Consider the following 18143-nt stretch of genomic DNA (forward strand, 5'->3'; position numbering starts at 1 on the left):
GCGCGGTGTCGGACGTGGTCCGGCACCGCGCCCGGGCCGTTTCATGGCGCTCGGGGCTCTCCGGCCCGGCTCCGGCAGACCGCGGGGCGGTCAGGCCAGGTGGCGGGCTCCCTCGGCGGGGAGGGTGGGAAAGATCCGCGGCCCGGTGTGGCCGGCGGCGCGGAAGGCGGCGGTGACCTGAGTGGCGACGGCCGCGGCGGCGCGGTCGGGCACCAGGGCGATGACGGAGCCGCCGAACCCCCCGCCGGTCATCCGGGCACCGAGCGCCCCGGCGGCGACGGCCGCCTCCACAGCGAGGTCCGTCTCGGCGCAGGAGACTCGGAAGTCCTTGCGCAGGGAGGTGTGGCCGGCGGTGAGGACGGGGCCGAGGCCGGCCGGGTCGGCGGCGTCGAGCAGCGCCACCGCCTGCCGGACCCGGTCGTTCTCGGTCACCACGTGTCGCACCAAAGGCCCGAGCTCGTCCGGCAGTCGGGCGAGAGCACGGTCGAGGTCGGCGGCCGGGAGATCGCGCAGCGCGGGCAGCCCGAGCAGGGCGGCGGCCCGTTCGCAGCCGGCCCGCAACGCGGCGTAGGCGCCGTCCCCGAGGTCGTGCCTGACCCGGGTGTCGATGACCAGCAGGGTCAGTCCGGCGGCGGCCAGGTCGAACGGGACCTGCCGGGCACTGAGATCGCGGGTGTCGAGGTGGAGGGCGGCACCGGCGCGGCAGCACATCGACGCCATCTGGTCCATCACCCCGCACGGGACGCCGACGAACCCGTTCTCGGCCCGCTGAGCGATCAGCGCCAACTGCTTCCGGTCCAGGTCGAGTTGGTGGAGGTCGCGGTAGGCGATGGCGACGGCGCACTCCAGGGCGGCCGAGGAGGAGAGGCCCGCGCCGGCCGGGACGTCGCTGTCGAACAGCAGGTCGGCGCCGCCGACCTGGTGGCCGGCCGCGCGCAGCGCCCAGACCACGGCGGCGGGGTAGGCGGCCCAGCCGTCCACGGCGCCGGGGGCGAGATCGTCGACGACCAGCTCGACGGGCGGGCCGCCACTGCGGGTGGAGCGCAGGCGCAGCAGGCCGTCGTCACGGCGGCGGGCCTGGGCGCGGACGGTCTGCGGGAGTCCGATCGGGAGCACGAACCCGTCGTTGTAATCGGTGTGTTCGCCGATCAGGTTGACCCGGCCGGGAGCGGCCCAGGTGCCGTCGGGGGCGTGGCCGTAGAGCTGCTGGAAGGCGGTGGCACTCATCGGGCGACCTCGCGCAGACGGCGGGCGGCGTCCTCGGGGGCGACGTCGTTCATGTAGGCCTCCATGCCGGACTCGGTGCCGGCCAGATACTTGAGTTTCTCGGCGGTGCGGCGGACGGTGAACAGTTCGAGGTGGAGCGCGAGTTCGTCTCCGCCGACGGCGGGCGCCTGGTGCCAGGCGGAGATGTAGGGCGCCCGGACGGGAGTCTGCGGCGTGCCGAAGAGGCGGTCGAAGCGGCGGAGCAGGTCGAGGTAGAGGCCGGGGAGTTCGGCGCGTTCGTCCGCGGTGAGGCGGGTGAGGTCGGGCACCCGGCGGTGCGGGTAGAGGTGGACCTCGTAGGGCCAGCGGGCGGCGAACGGCACGAACGCCGTCCAGTGCTCCCCGGCCGCCACCACCCGTGCGGGGTCGGCGCGTTCGGCGGCCACCAGGTCCTCGAAGAGATTGCGGCCGGTGGCGGCGCGGTGGCGGGCGGCCTGCTCGGCCATGCGGCTGGTGCGCGGGGTGGTGAAGGGCAGGGCGTAGATCTGGCCGTGCGGGTGGGCGAGGGTGACGCCGATCTCGGCGCCGCGGTTCTCGAAGCAGTAGACCTGCCGGACGCCGGGCAGGGCGGCGAGCTCGGCGGTGCGGTCGGTCCAGGCGTCCAGCACCAGCCGCGCACGCTCCTCGTCCAGGTCGGCGAAGGAGGCGTCGTGGTCGGCGGTGAAGCAGACCACCTCGCACCGGCCGGCCGCCGGCCGCGACGTGCGCAGCGGGTCCTCGCCGGCCGGGAGGTCGGGGCCGGGCAGGCCGGCCAGGGAGGGGAAGCGGTTCTCGAAGACGGCGACCTGGTACTCCTCGGCCGGGATCTCGCTCAGCCGGCCGCCCCGGGAGGGGCAGAGCGGGCACTCGTCGGCCGGCGGGTGGTAGATCCGGGCCTGGCGGTGCGCCGCGATGGTGACCCAGGCGCCGGTGGCCGCATCCAGGCGGATCTCGGAGCCACCGGAGGGCCGGTCCAGCGGACGGCGGTCGGCGGTGTCCCGGCCGGGCGCCGGACCACGGTCGTAGTAGATCAGCTCACGCCCGTCGGCCAGCCTGGTCACGGTCCTGACGGTCGGTGCGGCGGCGGTCTCGGCCATGTGTTCTTCGTCTTCCTTGCACGGCGACGGGAGTAAACCAGGAGCAAACATTATCGAACAGTACTCAACAAGGAAGCCGGAAGCCCACAGGAAGGGTCCGCAAGGACGACACGCGGGCCCGAGGGTACGAACGGTGGCCGACGGGCCGCCGGGCCGGTCCGTGCCAGGCCGAGCCGGGCCGAGCTGCTCCGTGCCAGGCCGGTCCCAGCCGGCCGAGCTGCTCCCGACTACTCCGAGCTGGTCCGGACGACGAGCTCGGTGGCCAGTACCTGGCCGGCGGCGGGCACCGTCTGGCCGCGGACCTGGGCGAGCAGCAGCCGCACCAGGGCGGAGGCGATGGCCCGCAGGGGCAGCCGCACGGAGGTCAGCGCGGGGTGCAGGTGCCGGCAGAGCGGGGTGTCGTGGAAGCCGGTCACGGCGACGCCGCGCCCGACGGCCAGGCCCTCGGCGCGGATCGCCTCGTAGACGTCCAGGGCCGACAGGTCGCTCTCGGCCGCCACGGCCGTCGGCCGGTCCGGGCCTCGCAGCAGGGCGCGGAGTGGGGCCACCCCCGGCGCGCCGGCTACCCCGGGCGCCCCGGGCCCGCCCGGCGGGGGCTGCACCACGTCCAGGCCCAGCCGGCGGGCCTCGGCGTGGAAGCCCTCGCGCCGCGCCGCCATCCATGGCAGGTCCGCGGCCGAGGCCGCGAAGCCGACCCTGCGGTGACCGCGCGCCGCCAGGTGCCGGACCACGTCGGCCATCGCCGCGCCGTTGTCGATGTCCACCCAGTGCTGCGGCAGGTCGGCCGTGGTGCGTCCGAAGGCGGCGAACGGGACGCCGGCCCCGGCTGCCCGGGCCACCCGGGCGTCGTCGTGCAGCACGTCCGCGAAGACCAGGCCGTCCACCTGACGGGCCGCCACGAGCTCGTCGATCGCCGCCCGGGCCGCCGCCTCGCCCGGCGCCGGGCGGACCAGCAGGACGCGGTGCCCCTCCGCGGCGGCCGCGTCCACCAGGGCCTCCAGGAAGCCCGCCATCAGCGGGTTCGGGTCGAACGGGTCGTCCACCGGGGCGAGGTAGCCGATCGTGCGCCGCTCGCCGGTGCGCAGCGAGCGGGCCGACTGGTCGGGCCGGTAGCCGAGCTCCTCGATGGCCGCGGTGACCCGGGCCAGGGTGTCGGGGTGGACGCGGTGGGGGGCGTTGAGGGTGTTGGAGACCGTCTGACGGGAGACGCCCGCCGCGTTGGCCACCTCCGCGATGGTGGTGGCGCGGCGCGGCGGGCGTGCTCCCTGGGTCATCGGTGCTCCGTAAGGTGTCGGGCGGCCCGGGCGGCTACGCCTGCGGTCGGCGCAGGGTCAGCAGCCCCCCGCGGGGAACGGTGACGACGCCGTCGCCGGCCAGGTCGGCGGTGTCGCTACGGACGATACGCCCGCGGGCGTCGTGGACGGTGACCGCGGCCGGGCCGCGGACGCCCAGCACGCGCACCTCGGGGTCGCCGTCGGCGTTGGCGACGAGCAGGGTGTGCCACGGGCCGCTACCGGCCCGCACGGGCAGCGGGGCGTAGCGGGCGACCGCCACCGTCCCGTCGCCGGTGGCGGTCACCATCGGGTAGCCCAGGTCGGGCCGGGCCGGGAGGAGTTCGCCGAGCTGCAGGGTGGGCAGGTGCTCGCGGACGACGCCGAGCCAGAACGCGAGGGCCTCGCGCTGCTCCGGGCTCTGGGCCGCCAGGTCGACGGAGATCTGCGGGACGGCGAAGAGGACGTTGATCAGGTGGCAGGCGACCTGCTCGGCCGGCTCGGCCGGATGCCACATGAGCATGTCGGCGTGGACCGCGACCGGCCCGGCGACCAGCCGCAGGTCGATGGTGCGCTGGCGGTTCTCCTGCGGGCTGAGCGGGCAGTCGCTGGCGCGGACCATGGTGGTGTACGGCCAGAGACCGGGGCTGGTGTAGGGCTGGCGGTGCTCGGTCATCGCCTCGGGCTGTGCGGCGGTGATCCGGCGGTGGATGGCGGCGAGCAGCCGTTCGACGCCCTCGTCGACGGTGGCGCAGTCCGCCTCCGGGCCGGGCGCCGGCGGATCCGGGACGGCGAACCAGTCGATGAAGTCGATCTTCAGCCCGTCCATCCCCCACTCCTCGACGGCTCGGGCCAGCCGGTCGGTGAGGTGCTCGCGGACGGCCGGGTACCGGGGGTCGGCGACGACGGCGCCCATGTGTGCGGCGTCCGCGAGCGCGTAGCGGCCGAGCCGATCCCAGGCGGCGCTCTCCTTGCCGATGAACGGCAGGGCGTACCAGAGCAGGTACCGGACACCGAGGTCGTGGACGCGGCCGACGTGGGCGGCGGTGTCGGGCAGCGAGAGCGGTTCCCAGTCGCCGCAGTGGGCGTAGCCGCGGGTGCGGTCACCGGTCATCCAGCCGTCGTCGACGATGATCGTGTCGAGGCCGAGGGCCTTGCCGAGGGCGGCCTGGGTCTCCACCGTCCGGGGGGTGACGTTCTGCTGGAGCGTGTACCAGGTGGAGTAGGCGGGTCGGCGGGCCGCGTCGGGGACGTGGGCCGCCCGGCCGCTCCCCCACCACTGGGCGAGGTCGGCCAGGCTGCGGGCGAAGTGCCGGCGGGAGGTGTCGATCCGGACGGTGAGGCGGCCGGTGGCCTGGGCCCAGAAGCGGAACTCGCCGTTCTCCTCGACGACTCCCGCGCCGGCCAGGACGTCCGTGCGGTCGGCGGCGAAGGCGCAGAGCGCGACGTCGCCGGTGCCGATCAGGGCGGCGACCGGCGCGCCCTTGGCGAGGCCGGTGCGGCGCGGGGCGCTCCAGGCGGCGGGCAGCCAGCCGGTGCCGCGGGGTTCGGGGGTCCAGAAGGCGGTGGCGTCGACGCAGGGGACGCGCCACTCGACCCGGGTCTCGCCCTCGCTCTCGGCGGTCACCTCGGTCACGCCCTCGGTGACCGGGCGGACCGTGGCCTCACCGCTCACCCGCAGGTCAAGGCCCTCGGCGGGCAGCGGCCGGAGTCCGCCGGCGGTGGGGGCGTGCGGTTCCCAGATGTCGTCCATGGGTCAGCCTTTCGTGGCGCCGGCCAGCAGGCCGGAGATGAACTGCCGTTGGAGGGCCAGGAAGAGGACCATCATCGGCAGGGTGGACACTGCGGTTCCGGCGAGGATCGCACCGTAGTCGGTGGTGCTCTCGCTGGCGTGGAGGGTGGCCAGCGCCACCGGCAGGGTGTGCATCCCGGGGCTGCGCAGGGCGATCAGCGGCCAGACGAACTGGTTCCAGGACCCGAGGAAGAGGAAGATCGCCAGCGCGGCCAGGGCCGGGCGCATGACGGGGACGACCACGCTCCACAGCACCCGCAGCTCGCCGGCGCCGTCGACCCGGGCGGCGTCCAGGAGTTCGTCCGGCATGCTGCTCAGGGCCTGGCGCATCAGGAAGATCGCGAACGGCACGCAGAGGCCGGGCAGGACCACGGCCTGGTAGCTGTCGAGCAGGCCGAGCGACATCATCATCTTGAACAGGGGCACCAGCATGACCTGTTCGGGCACCACCAGGGTGGAGAGCAGCAGCGCGAACAGCACGGTGCGCCCGCGGAAGCGGAACTTGGCGAAGGCGTACCCGGCGAGCAGGGCGACGACCAGCGCGCCGGTGGTCTGCAGGCCGGCGACGGCCAGGGAGTTGAGGACGACCCGGCCGAGGCCGATCTTGGCCTGGAGGTGGTCGAGGTTCTCGCCGAGGTGGCCGCCGGGCAGCAGGTTCGGCGGCCAGTCGAAGATCTCGGAGTCCGACCGGGTCGCGGCCACCACCAGCCAGTAGAACGGGCCGACGGAGAGGCCGGCGACACCGGCGAGGACAAGGGTCAGGGGCCAGCCGCGCAGCCGCGCGGACCTCGCGGTGCTCATGGGCGTTCTCCCATCAGACGCATCTGGGCCGCGCCGAGCACCGACACCAGCAGGGTCAGCGCGTAGGCGATGGCCGACGCGTAGCCGAAGTCGAAGTAGCGGAAGCCGTTGTCGTACAGGTACATCGACACGGTGAGGGTGGCGTTGTCCGGGCCGCCGCGGGTCAGCACGTAGGGCTCGTCGAAGAGCTGGAGGGTGCCGATGGTGGAGAGCACGACGGTGAACAGCAGGACCGGGCGCAGGGCGGGCAGGGTGACCGAGGCGAACCGGCGCAGCGGCCCGGCGCCGTCCATCATCGCGGCCTCGTACAGCTCCTTGGGGATGCCCTGCAGACCGGCCAGGTAGATCACCGCGTTGTAGCCGGTGTAGTGCCAGGTGAGGACGAGGACAACGGCCATCCGGGACCAGAACGGGCTGCCGAGCCAGTCGACGCCGGGCAGGCCGAGCTGTTCGAGGACGTGGTTGACGGCGCCCTGGCGGGTGTTGAGGAGGAAGGCGAACACCACGCCGGTGGCGACCAGGCCGGTGACGGCGGGCATGAAGACGCCCAAGCGCCAGACGGTGCGCCAGCGGACGACGGCCGAGTTGATGCCGACGGCCAGGCCGAGCGCGAGCGCGAGCATCAGCGGGACCTGGACGACGAGGATCCGGGCGGTGTTGCCCAGGGCCGTCCAGAACAGCGGGTCGTGGAGCAGGCGCCGGTAGTTGGCCGCGCCGGCGCCGTGGGTGGCCGCACCGGAGCCGGTGGTCAGCGACAGCAGCAGCGAGGAGACGATCGGATAGGCCTTGAACACCGCGAAGGTGACCAGGGCGGGGGCGAGCAGCAGGTACGGCAGCGCCCGGCGGCGCAGCACGGCCCGGCGGCGGGCCGGCGGCGACTCCGCCCGGACCGTGGCGGCGGGTGGGGCAATCGCGGTCACCGGACCGCACGCCCGGTCTGCTGGCCGAGCTGCTTGGCGGCCTCCTGGAGCACGGTGGCAGGGTCTCCGCCCTTGAGGAACACCTTCACCTGGGCGTCGCTGGCGAGCTTGAGGGCGCGGGCGAAGTCGGCGGAGTAGTTGGTGGCCTCGGCGCCTTCGGCGAGCAGGTCGGCGAAGGGCCTCAGGACGGGCTGTCCGCCGTAGTAGTCGCTGGGCGCGGAGTACATCGGGTCCGCGTGGGCGGCGGTCAGGGCGGGGAAGACGCCGCCGGAGGTGAACATGGCGTTGACCGAGGCGGGCCGGGTGAGCGCGTACTCGACGAACTTCCAGGCGGCCACGCGGCGTGGGCTGGAGCCGGCGACGGCCAGGTAGGTGGAGTTGACGATCGCGGTGCGCCGGCCGCCGGGGGTGACCGCCGGCGGCCGGGTGAGGCGCCAGTTGCCGCTCTGGTCGGGGAACTTGGCCTCCAGGTAGTGCGCGGCCCAGGCGGGCAGCGGGCCGGTGGCGAGCGTCCCGGCCTTCATCAGGTTGCGCCAGCCGTGGTCGCCGGCGGCGTCGGCGACCAGCCCGGCCTCGTCGAGGCGCTTGATGATGGTGAGCGCCCGCACCGCCTCCGGGGAGCCGAGGGTGATGTCGCCCTTCAGGTCGAAGTAGAAGGCGCCCTGGAGCTGCATCAGCGCCTGCAGGAAGTCGAGGTCGGCGCCGGGGGTGGCGGGCTTGTTGAGGCCGATCAGGGCCTTGCCGGGGTTGGCGGCCTTGAACCGGTCGGCGATGGCGAGCACGTCGTCCCAGGTCTGGAACGTCGTCGGGTCGACTCCGGCCTTGTCGAACATGTCCTTGCGGTAGAAGAAGCCGAGCGGGTTGACCTCCCAGGGCAGCGCGTGGACGCGGCCGTCCTTGCCGGTGACGACGGGCCAGAGCCCCTGGGCGAACTTGTCCTTGTGGGCGTCGGCGCCCAGCGCGGAGAGGTCGGCCAGGCCGCCGGGGAACTTCTCCATGTAGCCGGGCAGGTAGTCGCAGCCGATGTGCAGGACGTCGGCCAGGCCCTGGCCACCGGCCGCCATGCTGACGGTGATCTTGTCCCAGATCGCCGGTTCGCCGACGTCCTGAACGTCGATCTTGATCCCGGGGTTGTCCTTCTCGAAGGCCGGAACCACGCCACGCAGCGCCTCGGCCGCGGTGGCCCAGGACCAGACGGTGACGGTACCGGTGGCGGCGTCTCCGCCCGAGGCGACGTCGCCTCCCGAGCCGGAGCAGGCGGACATCGCACCACCGGCGGCCAGGGCCAGCAGGCCGGCTCCGGAGGCGCGCAGCAGATCGCGGCGGGAAAGGTGTGACATTGCATTCCTCTCTGAGGGGTGGCCCGATTCAGGGGGCGGGCCCGGTCCTGCGGGGGCTTGCGACTACGGGGGCTTGGGGCTACGGGGCTTGCGACTACGGGGGCTTGGGGCTACGGGGGCTTGGGGCTACGGGGGCTTGGGGCTGCGGGGGCTTGAGGCCGTGGCGAGGCGGGGGGTGCGCGACGGCGGGTTTCGCGCGAGGGCGGGAGTCGTGCGGCTGTGCGCCGGTCCGTGCGTAACGGTCAGGTGGTGGCGGCTCGCTTGAGCGCCTCGGCCAGCCGCGCGGCGGCGTGCGGGTCGGTGCTGGCGTGCGGCGACAGCCGGATCCAGTCGGCGCGCCGGGTGGTGGCCAGGCCCGCCCGGGTCAGCACGTCGTGGACGGCCTGCGGGTCGGCGCCGGGCAGCCGCAGCCGGGCGATCCCGCTGACCCCGGCCGCTCCGCCGCCGGCCTCCGGGCTGCCGGAGGTCTCGGCGCCGGCGGCCCGGGCGGCGTCCAGCAGCACGCCGAGCACCTCGCCGATCCGGGCGTTGATCCGCCCGACGCCGACGTCCCGGACCAGCCCGAGGCCGGCGCCCAGCGCGGCGACGGCCGGGCCGTCCGGGTTGGTGAGCGTGTGCGCGACGGCGCCCGTCCTGGCGGGGCGCGGGTGGTCGGGCGCGTCGATCGGGTCGACCACGCCCGACCAGCCGCCGAGCCCGGGGGCGAGCAGCCCGGCCACCCGGTCGCGGACCATCAGGAGAGCCGCGCCCCAGCCGGACCGGAGCCACTTCTGGCCGCCGGAGGCGAGGACGTCCGCGGCGTCGGCGGCGAACTCCACCGCCCCCAGCGCCTGCACCGCGTCCACCACCAGGACCCGCCCCGGGCCGATCACCTCCTTGATCGCGGCCAGCGGCGCACGGAACCCGGTGGCACCGTCCACCGCACAGACCGAGACGGCGCGGACCCGCTCGTCCAGGTGCTCCCGCACGGTGTCGGCGGTGACCGGGTTGTCCAGCAGCCGCACCGTCAGGCCGCCGTTGCCGGCGGCCCGCAGCCAGGGGTAGAGCGCGCCGGGGAAGTCCGACCGGCCGACCAGGACGGTGCTCCCCGGCGGCGCGGTGGCGAAGGCGTGGGCCGCGGCGAACATGCCGTGCGAGGTCGAGCCGACGAACGCGATCTCGTGCCGCGCGCACCCGAGGAGCTCGGCCGCCGTCCGCGCCGCCTCCTCCCCCGTCGCGTCCAGGGAGTCCAGCGCCTCCCAGCCCAGGTGACTGATCTGCGTGGCCGACCGGACCAGCGCCTCGTGCACCGCAGCCGACACCGGCCCGAACCGCGCGAAGTCCAGATACCCGGCCGGTTCGCCGAACTGCCGCAGGTACTCCGGGACAGAGCGCACCGGCATGAGATCCCTCCCGAATTTGAACGTTCAAATCCCCAAAACCAAGCAGAACCAAACAGGTCCGTGGGGTGGGAGACAGCAAACGCTCACCCTCGTGGCCCCGTCAAGCCCTCTGCGCGGCCGACCGCCACCCCGAGACCCTTCCGTTACCCGGGGCGGCGGGCCGCCGGACGGCGAAGTGCCCCGCCGCCGCGCGGGGGTGACCCGGGCAGCGAGGCAGGGACGGTCCGGGCACCACGAGGTCCGGGCGCAACGAAGGGTGTCCGACCGCTCGGCTAGCGTGTACGCGTGATCTTCGCTGACGTCCTCACGACACGGCTGCGTGCGCTGGCCGCCCGCGTTCCGTTCGACCTCGCGGTCCGCCCCGGAGCAACGGCCGACGACTTCGACGGCTGGCCCGTCCCGGTGCCGTCCGCGGCCCGCGAACTGCTGCGCCGCCTGGGCGGCTTCTCGGTGCCGCCGGTGGAGTTCACGCTGACCGGCCACCCCCGCCAGTCCCATGACCACGGCCTCCCGCACCCGCACTGGCTGGTCACCGACGACGGCGGTGGCGGCGTCACCTGGGTCGACATCGAGACCGACGGCCGTTGGGGCCAGGTGCTGATGCAGTACCGCGAGGGCGGACTCTTCATCGAGGCCGACTCCCTGCCCGACTGGCTGGACCGGGTGATCGGCACCGCGGAGGAGCTGGTCGACGAGACGGGCTTCGAGGACGGCATCCAGCCGTACGCCGACGATTTCTGGGACCTCCTGAACCTGACCGGCCCCGCGCTGCCGCTGTACCCAGCGGCCGAACTGCGGAGCCCCGGCACGGACCGGGTGGTCGCCGAACTCGCCGCCCGGGTACCGGACGACGCCTTGATAGCCGACCTTCGCGGGGCCCCGCCGGGCAGCCGGGCCCGCTTCGACCGGGCGCTCAGGCGGTACCGCCTCGAACGGGCCGCCGGCGGCGCAGTGTTCGCCGCCGTCCCCGTGGAGCAGGAGCACAATCGTCCGAGGTGAGCTCCCGTCCGCAGCACCGCCCGAGGAGGACCGCCATGGCCGCCCACGCGACCGGTCCGCGCGTCGACGCCTGAATCGACGCGCTGCCCGCCTGGCAGCAGCAGATCTGCCACCGGGTCAGGGACCCGGTGCACGGTGCCGACCCGGAGGTCACCGAGACCGTCAAACGCACCGTCCGGCCTAACTACCGGGACCGGACGGGCGCAACGTCCTTGAGGCGTGCACGTCGGACCGTTACCGGTCTGACCACTGACCCGAGTGCAGCCGGTTGACGGGGCGACAGCTAACCCAGCTGACACGCTGCCTGGACCCGCGTGTCAACCCTGAATTTCGGGTCTCCGATGCGTTCGTCGACGATCATTCCAGTGGGCGGGGGTGGCAAGGTCCACCGGTTCGACCCGGAAGGCAAAGTGATGAACCCAGGCGGGAGGACAGCGACGAATGGCGCGCCGTCACAGAGGCGATGCTGAGCCACGGCGTTCCTCTGCTGGATGGAATCCCGCCTGAGGAGTAGCCGAACGGTCAGGTCGAGCGGCGACGCCGCCTCGACCTGACCACGGGCGCTTCATCCTCAACCGGGCGCCCGATGATCCGCGGGGACATTACGCCCGGTGGGCTTCCGGGCGCTCCGGGGAGACCTCCGCGAGCGCCCGGGGCTTCGACGCCGGCGCGCAGCCCGTACACCGGGGTGGCCGGCTGCCTGCGCCAGGACTCGTCGATGCCGCCCGCGTCCACCCTGTCCGAGCCCGGCTCGTCGACCATCGCCCGAACGACCCGCTTGAACCCCTCGCCGTCGCCCGCGACCGGCACCGCGATCCCGTTCACGGGCGTCCCCCACAACCGGGCGCCGCAGCACCGGGCCTCCGGGGAGCGTGTGGTCCACCGCACCATCCTCGCCCCCGACGCGCCGGCCCGACACAATACCGCCCTGCGAGCGGCTTCACCCGGCCGCATACGGGTAGCCGCCTCGATGAGGCCTGCTCCCTCCTGGACCCCGATGAAAGAAGGCGTCATGGGCATCCCTCCCAACGATCCCGTACCTCCCAGTCCGACGCCGGCTCCCGGACCCGGTCCGGGACCGCAGCCCGGCCCGGTGCCGGGGCCCGTGCCCACGCCGGGCGGGCCCGACCCCGTACCGCCCGCACCGCCGCAGCCCGAGCCCGACCCGCCGCCGCCACCCGCCCCGGGGCCGGGGCCGGGGCCGGGGCCGCAACCGGGCCCGCTGCCGGGGCCGGCACCAGCCCCCGAACCCATCACCTGAGGCGGGCACACCACGCACGAGTCGGCGGCTGTCCGGTCGCAGTGTGCCGGACCCCATCCGCACCCGGGGCAAGCCGCGAGACCTCGTCCGCGAGCGGCTCGACCGGCGGCTCGACCGGCGCTGGAAGGCCCCAGGGCCGGGCCGCCCCGCTGGTGGCGCCGTGCAGGTCGCTCCGGCGATCGGCCGTTGCGCCGGGGGCATGCTCCGAGGTGGGCCGGGCAGACGCTTCGGCACGACCGACCGGAAGGGAGCGGGCTCATGGCGGCGACACCGGAGGGAGCCAAGGGTGACGAGGTCTACCAGCCCGACGGTGAGCAGCGCGAGGACAGCGGGGTACTCGATCCGGAGGACACCCTGATCGATCGCGGTGCCGATCCGTACGAGGAGGGCTGGTCACCCGTCGAACGTCCGCTGGCCGTCGACCGGACCGGCACCACGCCGGCCGAGCAGCGGGCCGGTGAGACCCTCGACCAGCGCCTGGCCGAGGAGGTCCCGGACCCTGCGCTGGAGGTCGTCGGCGACCCGGCCGACGGTGGCGCGGCGGACGAGCCGGTCGGCGCCGACCGCGAGGTGGGCGACGAGCGCGCCGGGCGCCTGGTCGAGCCGCCGGGGCGGGGACCGGACGGGTTCGCAGTGGACGTCGGCGTGGATGGCGCTGCCGCATCGGCGGAGGAGGCCGCGGTCCATGTCATTCCCGAGGATCCGGTCGACCCCGACGGCGCCCGCGCGGACCGCTCCTGAGGGAAGGAGCATGGCGTGTCGGTCTCAGCACCGCCGCCATGTACCCGCCGACCGCCTGAGCGGCGACGCCGGGACGCCGGGACCCGGCAGCGGTCCGCACGGCGTGCCGTGGAGTTCCGCTCCGGGAGCCGCATCCGGGTACGCTCGCTGCCCTCAGTGGTGGCCGAGCGATCCGGCGGGGGTAGGTCCACGGTCGTGTTCAGCCATACCGCTCCGGTGCGAAGCGCCGTTCTCCTCCTCGAGGCCGTTCTCCTCGAGGCCGTTCTCCTCGAGGCCGAACCTCAGCGCGTCACCTGCGGCGAACTGGGCAGGCGCGGGTCATGGTGAGAATCGGATACACGATGATGACCGAGCAGCGAGGCCCGCGTGACCTGGTCGCGGACGTGGTGGGTGCCGAGCGGGCCGGTTTCGACTTCTCGGTGATCTCGGACCACTCCTTCCCCTGGCTGGACGAGCAGGGCCACGCGTCCTACGCGTGGGCGGTGCTCGGCGCAGCCGCGCAGGCCACCTCCCGGATCCCGCTCATGACCTACGTGACTTGCCCGACCTTCCGCTACCACCCCGTGGTGGTGGCGCAGAAAGCCGCCACGGTGCAGTTGCTCTCCGAGGGCCGCTTCCGGCTCGGCCTGGGCAGCGGTGAGAACCTCAACGAGCACGTGGTCGGCGGTGGCTGGCCGGCGGTGCCGGTGCGCCAGGAGATGCTCGACGAGGCGGTGAAGATCATCCGCGCCCTGTTCGACGGCGGGTACGTGACCCGTCACGGCCGGTACTTCGACGTCGAGGGCGCGCGGTTGTGGGACCTTCCCGAGCGGCCGCCGCCGATCGGGGTCGCGGTGTCCGGGCCGGGCTCCTGCGAACTGGCGGGCCGGCTGGCCGACCTCGTGATCGCCGTGGAGCCCGACCGGGAGCTGATCGCCGGGTTCGCCGAGCACGGCGGAGCCGGGAAACCGGCGGTGGGCCAGTTGCCGGTGTGTTGGGACGCCGACCGGGACGCGGCCGTACGCCGGGCCCACCAGCAGTTCCGCTGGTTCGGCGGCGGCTGGAAGGTCAACGCCGAACTGCCCGGGACGGCGGGCTTCGCCGCCGCGAGCCGGTTCGTCCGCCCCGACGACGTCGCCGAGGCCATCCCCTGCGGCGAACGGGTCGAGGAGTTCGTCGAGGCTGTCAGACCGTTCGTCGAGGCGGGTTTCGGCGAGGTCGCCCTCGTCCAGGTCGGCGGCGACAGCCAGCCCGCGTTCCTCGACTGGGCCCAGGACACGCTGCTGCCGGCGGTGCGCGCGGCGTTCTGAACCTGCCCGTCCCGGCGGTGGGACGCGCGGCCACCCGGACGGCGGCGTCCGGTTGGACGGGCCCGACGGCCGGTCGGAGGGTGACAGGTACCGACGCCCACCGCACGGTGGGCCGGATCACCGCAGCAGCGGGACCGGCCGCGCGCCGGGCACCGGACCCGACCGACCGACCGGCCAGCCGGCCGACGACCCCGGCCGGCCGGGGCGATGACGACGGCAGGGACCGGGCGGGTGAGCCACAGCAGTCGCGGACCGAGAGGAAGCGTTGCCGGCGATGGCGGACAAGCAGGCCAGACGGATCGCGAAGTTCATCGAACCGCTGCGCGTGGAGCCGGGCTCACGGGTGGACCTCGCCGAGGACTTCGACCCCCGCTACAAGGCCCGGATCAAGAAACGGGACGGCGCCGAGCTGCTGCGCACCGGTGTCGCCCTGCTCGCCGAGTACCAGGCGAAGCTGGCCGCCCAGGACACCTACGGTGTGCTCCTCTGCCTCCAGGCGATCGACGCGGGCGGCAAGGACGGGACGATCCGTCACGTCATGAGCGGGGTCAACCCGCAGGGCGTTCACGTCAGCAGCTTCAAGGTGCCCTCCGCCGAAGAGCTCGACCACGACTACCTGTGGCGCTACGCCTGGCGCCTGCCGGCCCGCGGGGACATCGCGATCTTCAACCGGTCGCACTACGAGGAAGTCCTCGTCGTGCGGGTGCATCCCGAGAACCTCGACCGCCAACGACTGCCCGAGGAGGCGAAGGGCCGGGACGTCTGGGCGCGCCGCTACCGGGAGATCAACGACTGGGAGCGCTACCTCTGCGACAACGGGTTCAGGGTGGTGAAGATCTTCCTGAACCTCTCCGAGGAAGAGCAGCGCATTCGCTTCCTGAAACGGATCGACCGACCGGAGAAGAACTGGAAGTTCTCGGCCGCGGACCTTCGCGAGCGCGAGAGGTGGGACGAGTACCAGCAGGCCTTCTCCGAGATGCTCTCGGCCACGAGCACCCCATGGGCACCGTGGTACGTCGTGCCGGCCGACCGCAAGTGGTTCGCACGCATCTGCGCCGCCGCGGTGCTCGTGCACACGCTGATGGAGATCGACCCCCGGTACCCGGTCGTCGGCAAGAAGGCCCGCAAACAGCTGCGCGCCGCAAAGCGCCTGCTGGAGCAGGACGCCCCCGAGGGCGCCGCCCGCGACCCGTACGCAGCCGAGCACCAGCACCGCAACGGGCACCGTGGCTGAGCACCGCAGGGGCCGACCCTCGCGAGGAACGGAACGTATCGGAGGTGCTGCCATGGCGGCACGGACTGACCCGCCGGGATCGGGCCCGGCCATGCGGCCCTGGTACGCGACACCGCCGGACGAGGTCGCGGCACGGCTCGGCGTGGACCCGGAGGTCGGACTCTCCGCCGCCCGGGCGGTGGAGCTGCTGGCCGCGCACGGCCCGAACGCGCTGCCGGAGGAGAAGACGAGGCCGGGCTGGCTGCGCTTCCTCGACCAGTACCGCAGCTACATGCAGATCATCCTGGTCGCTTCGGCGGTGGTCGCGCTGGCCATCAAGGAGTGGAGCACCGCGATCCTGCTGATCGTCCTGACGCTGTTCAACGCGGTCGTCGGGCTGCGGCAGGAGGGCAAGGCCGAGAGCGCGATGAACGCGCTGCGGTCGATGCTGGAGACCACGGCCCGGGTCCGGCGGGACGGGGCCGAGGCGGAGATCCCGGCCGAACAGCTGGTGGTCGGAGACGTCGTGCTGATCGCCGCCGGCGACACCGTCCCGGCGGACGGGCGGATCGTGCGGGCCAGCTCGCTGCAGATCGACGAGTCGGCGCTGACCGGCGAGAGCGTACCGGCGGTGAAGGAGGCGGGCACCCTGACGGGCGATCAGCTCGGCCCGGGCGACCAGTCCACCATGGCGTTCATGAACACCCCGGTCACCCACGGCAGTGGCGTGCTGATCGTCACCGGGACTGGCGCCGGCACGGAGCTGGGCAAGATCTCCGGGATGCTCTCGGCGACGGAGAAGGAGCAGACACCGCTCACCCGGGAGCTCAACACCCTGACCCTGTGGATCGTGGCGGCGGCCGGCCTCACCATGGTGGTGATGTTCGCCCTCGGCCGCAGCCGCGGCCAGGCCTGGGACGCCCTGTTCGTCAGTGCCGTCTCGCTGGCCATCGCCGCCATCCCTGAGGCCCTGCCCACCGTCACCCAGGTGATCCTCTCGGTCGGCAGCCTCAACCTGGCGAAGCGTAACGCCATCGTCAAGGAACTGCCGTCCGTGGAGACCCTGGGGTTCACCTCCGCCATCAACTCCGACAAGACCGGCACCCTGACGATGAACCAGATGACGGTCGTCGAGGTCCTCAGCCCCACCGACCGCTACACCGTCTCCGGTAGCGGCTACGGTCTGGAGGGGCGTGTGCACCACGCCGCCGGCTCCTCCGCCGACATCGAGGACGCCATCCTGCCGTACCTGATCGCCAGCGACGCCAAGCTGGTGGACGGCACGGTGGTCGGCGACCCGACCGAGGGAGCGCTGCTCCTCCTCGGCCACAAGGCCGGCCTGGACATCGACGCCACCCGGGAGCGCTACCCCCGGCTCGCCACCCTGCCGTTCGACCCCGAGTACAAGCTGATGGCCACCTTCAACTCGGCCGTGGACGCGACGGGCCGACCGGTGGTGCGCTGCTTCGTCAAAGGCGCGGCGCCCGCCGTCGCCGCCCGCGCCACCACCGCACTCGCCGCCGGCCGGACCATCCCCTGGGACGCCGACCTGCGGGGCCGTGCCGCGATCCAGTCCGAACGGATGGGCGGCGAGGGCCGGCGGGTGATGGCGGCGGCCGAACGCGACCTGGACCCGTCGGAGTTCGACCCGGACAGCGACCTGCTCGCGCTCGTCACCGACCTTCGGATGACCAGCCTGGTCGGCATGGTCGACCCGCCCCGCGCGGAGTCCAGGGACGCCGTGGCCGGCGCCCAGGCCGCCCACATCCGGGTCCGCATGGTCACAGGTGACGACGTCACCACCGGCGAGGCCATCGCCCGCCAGCTCGGGATCCCGGGCGAGGCGATCCTCGGAGCCGACTTCGCGGCGATGCCGGAGCACGAACGGCTGGCCCGGATCGACGGCATCGGGGTGGTCGGCCGGGTCGCGCCCGAGCACAAGGTCCTGCTCGCCGACACGCTCAAGAAGAAGGGCGACGTCGTGGCGATGACCGGCGACGGCGTCAACGACGCACCCGCCATCAAGGCCGCCGACATCGGCATCGCCATGGGCAGCGGCACCGACGTGGCCAAGAACGCCGGCCGGATGATCCTCTCCGACGACAACTTCGCCACCATCGTGTACGCCGTCGAGGAGGGGCGGAAGCTCTACGACAACCTCACCAAGTACGTCCGGTTCGTCCTGATGCTGCTGGTCACCTTCGTCCTGACCTTCCTCGGCGCGACCGTCTTCAACATCGCCGCCGGCGAGCCGTTCACCCCGCCACAGGTGCTGTGGATCCACTTCGTGGTCAACGCGCCGTTCGGCTTCGCCCTCGGCTTCGACCTGGCGAGCCCCGGCCTGATGCGGCGCACCCCGCGCCCGCGCGGCGACTCGCTGCTGACCAGGTCCGTCATGCTCACTGTCGGGCTCAGCGGCCTGGCCGTCACCGTGGCCCTGCTCCTGCTGATCGAGCTGGGCGAGCACCACTACGGCAGCCTGAAGACCGGCAGCTCGATCGCCTTCACCGCCTTCGCGCTCTGCCTGATCGTGGCGGCCTACGAATGCCGCAGCGAACGCGCCACCGTGCTGACCACCAGCACCTTCGACAGCGGGCCGATGAACCTGGCAGCGCTGTCCGAGTTCGTCCTTGCGGTCCTGGTGACCCAGATGGACGCCTTCCGCCGCATCCTCGGCACCACCGAGATCACCCTCGCCCAGTTCGGCTGGGCCCTGCTGGCCCCCATCGCACTCCTGCTCCTGTGGGAGGTGGGCAAGCTCATGTCCCGCCGGGCGATGACGACTGCCTGAC

13 protein-coding genes and 1 pseudogene are annotated in these 18143 nt (G+C 73.5%); 5 read left to right on the plus strand and 9 right to left on the minus strand.

Annotated features, from left to right (window positions below; all coding sequences use genetic code 11):
- Window positions 1–90: 90 nt before the first annotated feature.
- The 8 genes from galK to OG286_RS03585 all read right to left on the minus strand — a co-directional run bounded on the left by galK (window position 91) and on the right by OG286_RS03585 (window position 9848).
- Window positions 91–1227, minus strand: coding sequence for a galactokinase (galK, locus tag OG286_RS03550; protein ID WP_396322387.1), 1137 nt, complete (start codon window positions 1225–1227; stop codon window positions 91–93).
- Entirely contained in the window at window positions 1224–2342 is a 1119-nt protein-coding gene (galT, locus tag OG286_RS03555; protein ID WP_396322386.1) for a galactose-1-phosphate uridylyltransferase, read from the minus strand. The genes galK and galT overlap by 4 nt, the downstream gene beginning before the upstream one ends.
- 227 nt (window positions 2343–2569) lie before the next feature.
- A complete protein-coding gene (locus tag OG286_RS03560) occupies window positions 2570–3616 on the minus strand; it encodes a LacI family DNA-binding transcriptional regulator (RefSeq protein WP_405364725.1) in 1047 nt (348 codons plus the stop codon).
- Window positions 3617–3650: 34 nt separating this feature from the next.
- On the minus strand, window positions 3651–5366 hold the full coding sequence (locus tag OG286_RS03565) for a glycoside hydrolase family 36 protein (protein ID WP_405363183.1): 1716 nt from the start codon (window positions 5364–5366) through the stop codon (window positions 3651–3653).
- A 3-nt stretch (window positions 5367–5369) separates the two neighbouring features.
- Window positions 5370–6206, minus strand: a complete 837-nt coding sequence (locus OG286_RS03570; protein ID WP_396322383.1) for a carbohydrate ABC transporter permease — start codon at window positions 6204–6206, stop codon at window positions 5370–5372.
- Window positions 6203–7117: a carbohydrate ABC transporter permease gene (locus OG286_RS03575; protein ID WP_396322398.1), complete on the minus strand. Its 915-nt coding sequence runs from the start codon at window positions 7115–7117 to the stop codon at window positions 6203–6205. Before OG286_RS03575 ends, OG286_RS03570 begins: the two co-directional genes overlap by 4 nt.
- A gap of 5 nt (window positions 7118–7122) precedes the next feature.
- Window positions 7123–8466, minus strand: a complete 1344-nt coding sequence (locus OG286_RS03580) for an ABC transporter substrate-binding protein (RefSeq protein WP_396322382.1) — start codon at window positions 8464–8466, stop codon at window positions 7123–7125.
- Between the two features lie 242 nt (window positions 8467–8708).
- Window positions 8709–9848, minus strand: coding sequence for an aminotransferase class V-fold PLP-dependent enzyme (locus tag OG286_RS03585; protein ID WP_396322381.1), 1140 nt, complete (start codon window positions 9846–9848; stop codon window positions 8709–8711).
- A 285-nt stretch (window positions 9849–10133) separates the two neighbouring features.
- On the opposite strand from OG286_RS03585, the gene OG286_RS03590 reads away from it, so the two are divergent.
- Window positions 10134–10847: an SMI1/KNR4 family protein gene (locus OG286_RS03590; RefSeq protein ID WP_396322380.1), complete on the plus strand. Its 714-nt coding sequence runs from the start codon at window positions 10134–10136 to the stop codon at window positions 10845–10847.
- A gap of 602 nt (window positions 10848–11449) precedes the next feature.
- On the opposite strand, the pseudogene OG286_RS03595 reads toward OG286_RS03590, so the two are convergent.
- A pseudogene (locus tag OG286_RS03595) lies at window positions 11450–11663 on the minus strand (NADP oxidoreductase); the annotation flags it as partial.
- A gap of 703 nt (window positions 11664–12366) precedes the next feature.
- On the opposite strand from OG286_RS03595, the gene OG286_RS03600 reads away from it, so the two are divergent.
- From OG286_RS03600 to OG286_RS03615, 4 genes are all read left to right on the plus strand, one after another.
- Window positions 12367–12849 carry a DUF5709 domain-containing protein gene (locus OG286_RS03600; RefSeq protein ID WP_405363180.1) on the plus strand — a complete coding sequence of 161 codons (483 nt, stop codon included), beginning with the start codon at window positions 12367–12369 and terminating at the stop codon, window positions 12847–12849.
- A 320-nt stretch (window positions 12850–13169) separates the two neighbouring features.
- A complete protein-coding gene (locus OG286_RS03605) occupies window positions 13170–14138 on the plus strand; it encodes an LLM class F420-dependent oxidoreductase (protein ID WP_405363178.1) in 969 nt (322 codons plus the stop codon).
- 274 nt (window positions 14139–14412) lie between these two features.
- Window positions 14413–15372 carry a polyphosphate kinase 2 family protein gene (locus OG286_RS03610; RefSeq protein WP_396322377.1) on the plus strand — a complete coding sequence of 320 codons (960 nt, stop codon included), beginning with the start codon at window positions 14413–14415 and terminating at the stop codon, window positions 15370–15372.
- Window positions 15373–15424: 52 nt separating this feature from the next.
- A complete protein-coding gene (locus OG286_RS03615) occupies window positions 15425–18142 on the plus strand; it encodes a cation-translocating P-type ATPase (RefSeq protein WP_396322376.1) in 2718 nt (905 codons plus the stop codon).
- Window position 18143 lies beyond the last annotated feature (1 nt).

Source organism: Kitasatospora sp. NBC_00039, from assembly GCF_045160625.1.
Classification (GTDB): Bacteria; Actinomycetota; Actinomycetes; order Streptomycetales; family Streptomycetaceae; genus Kitasatospora.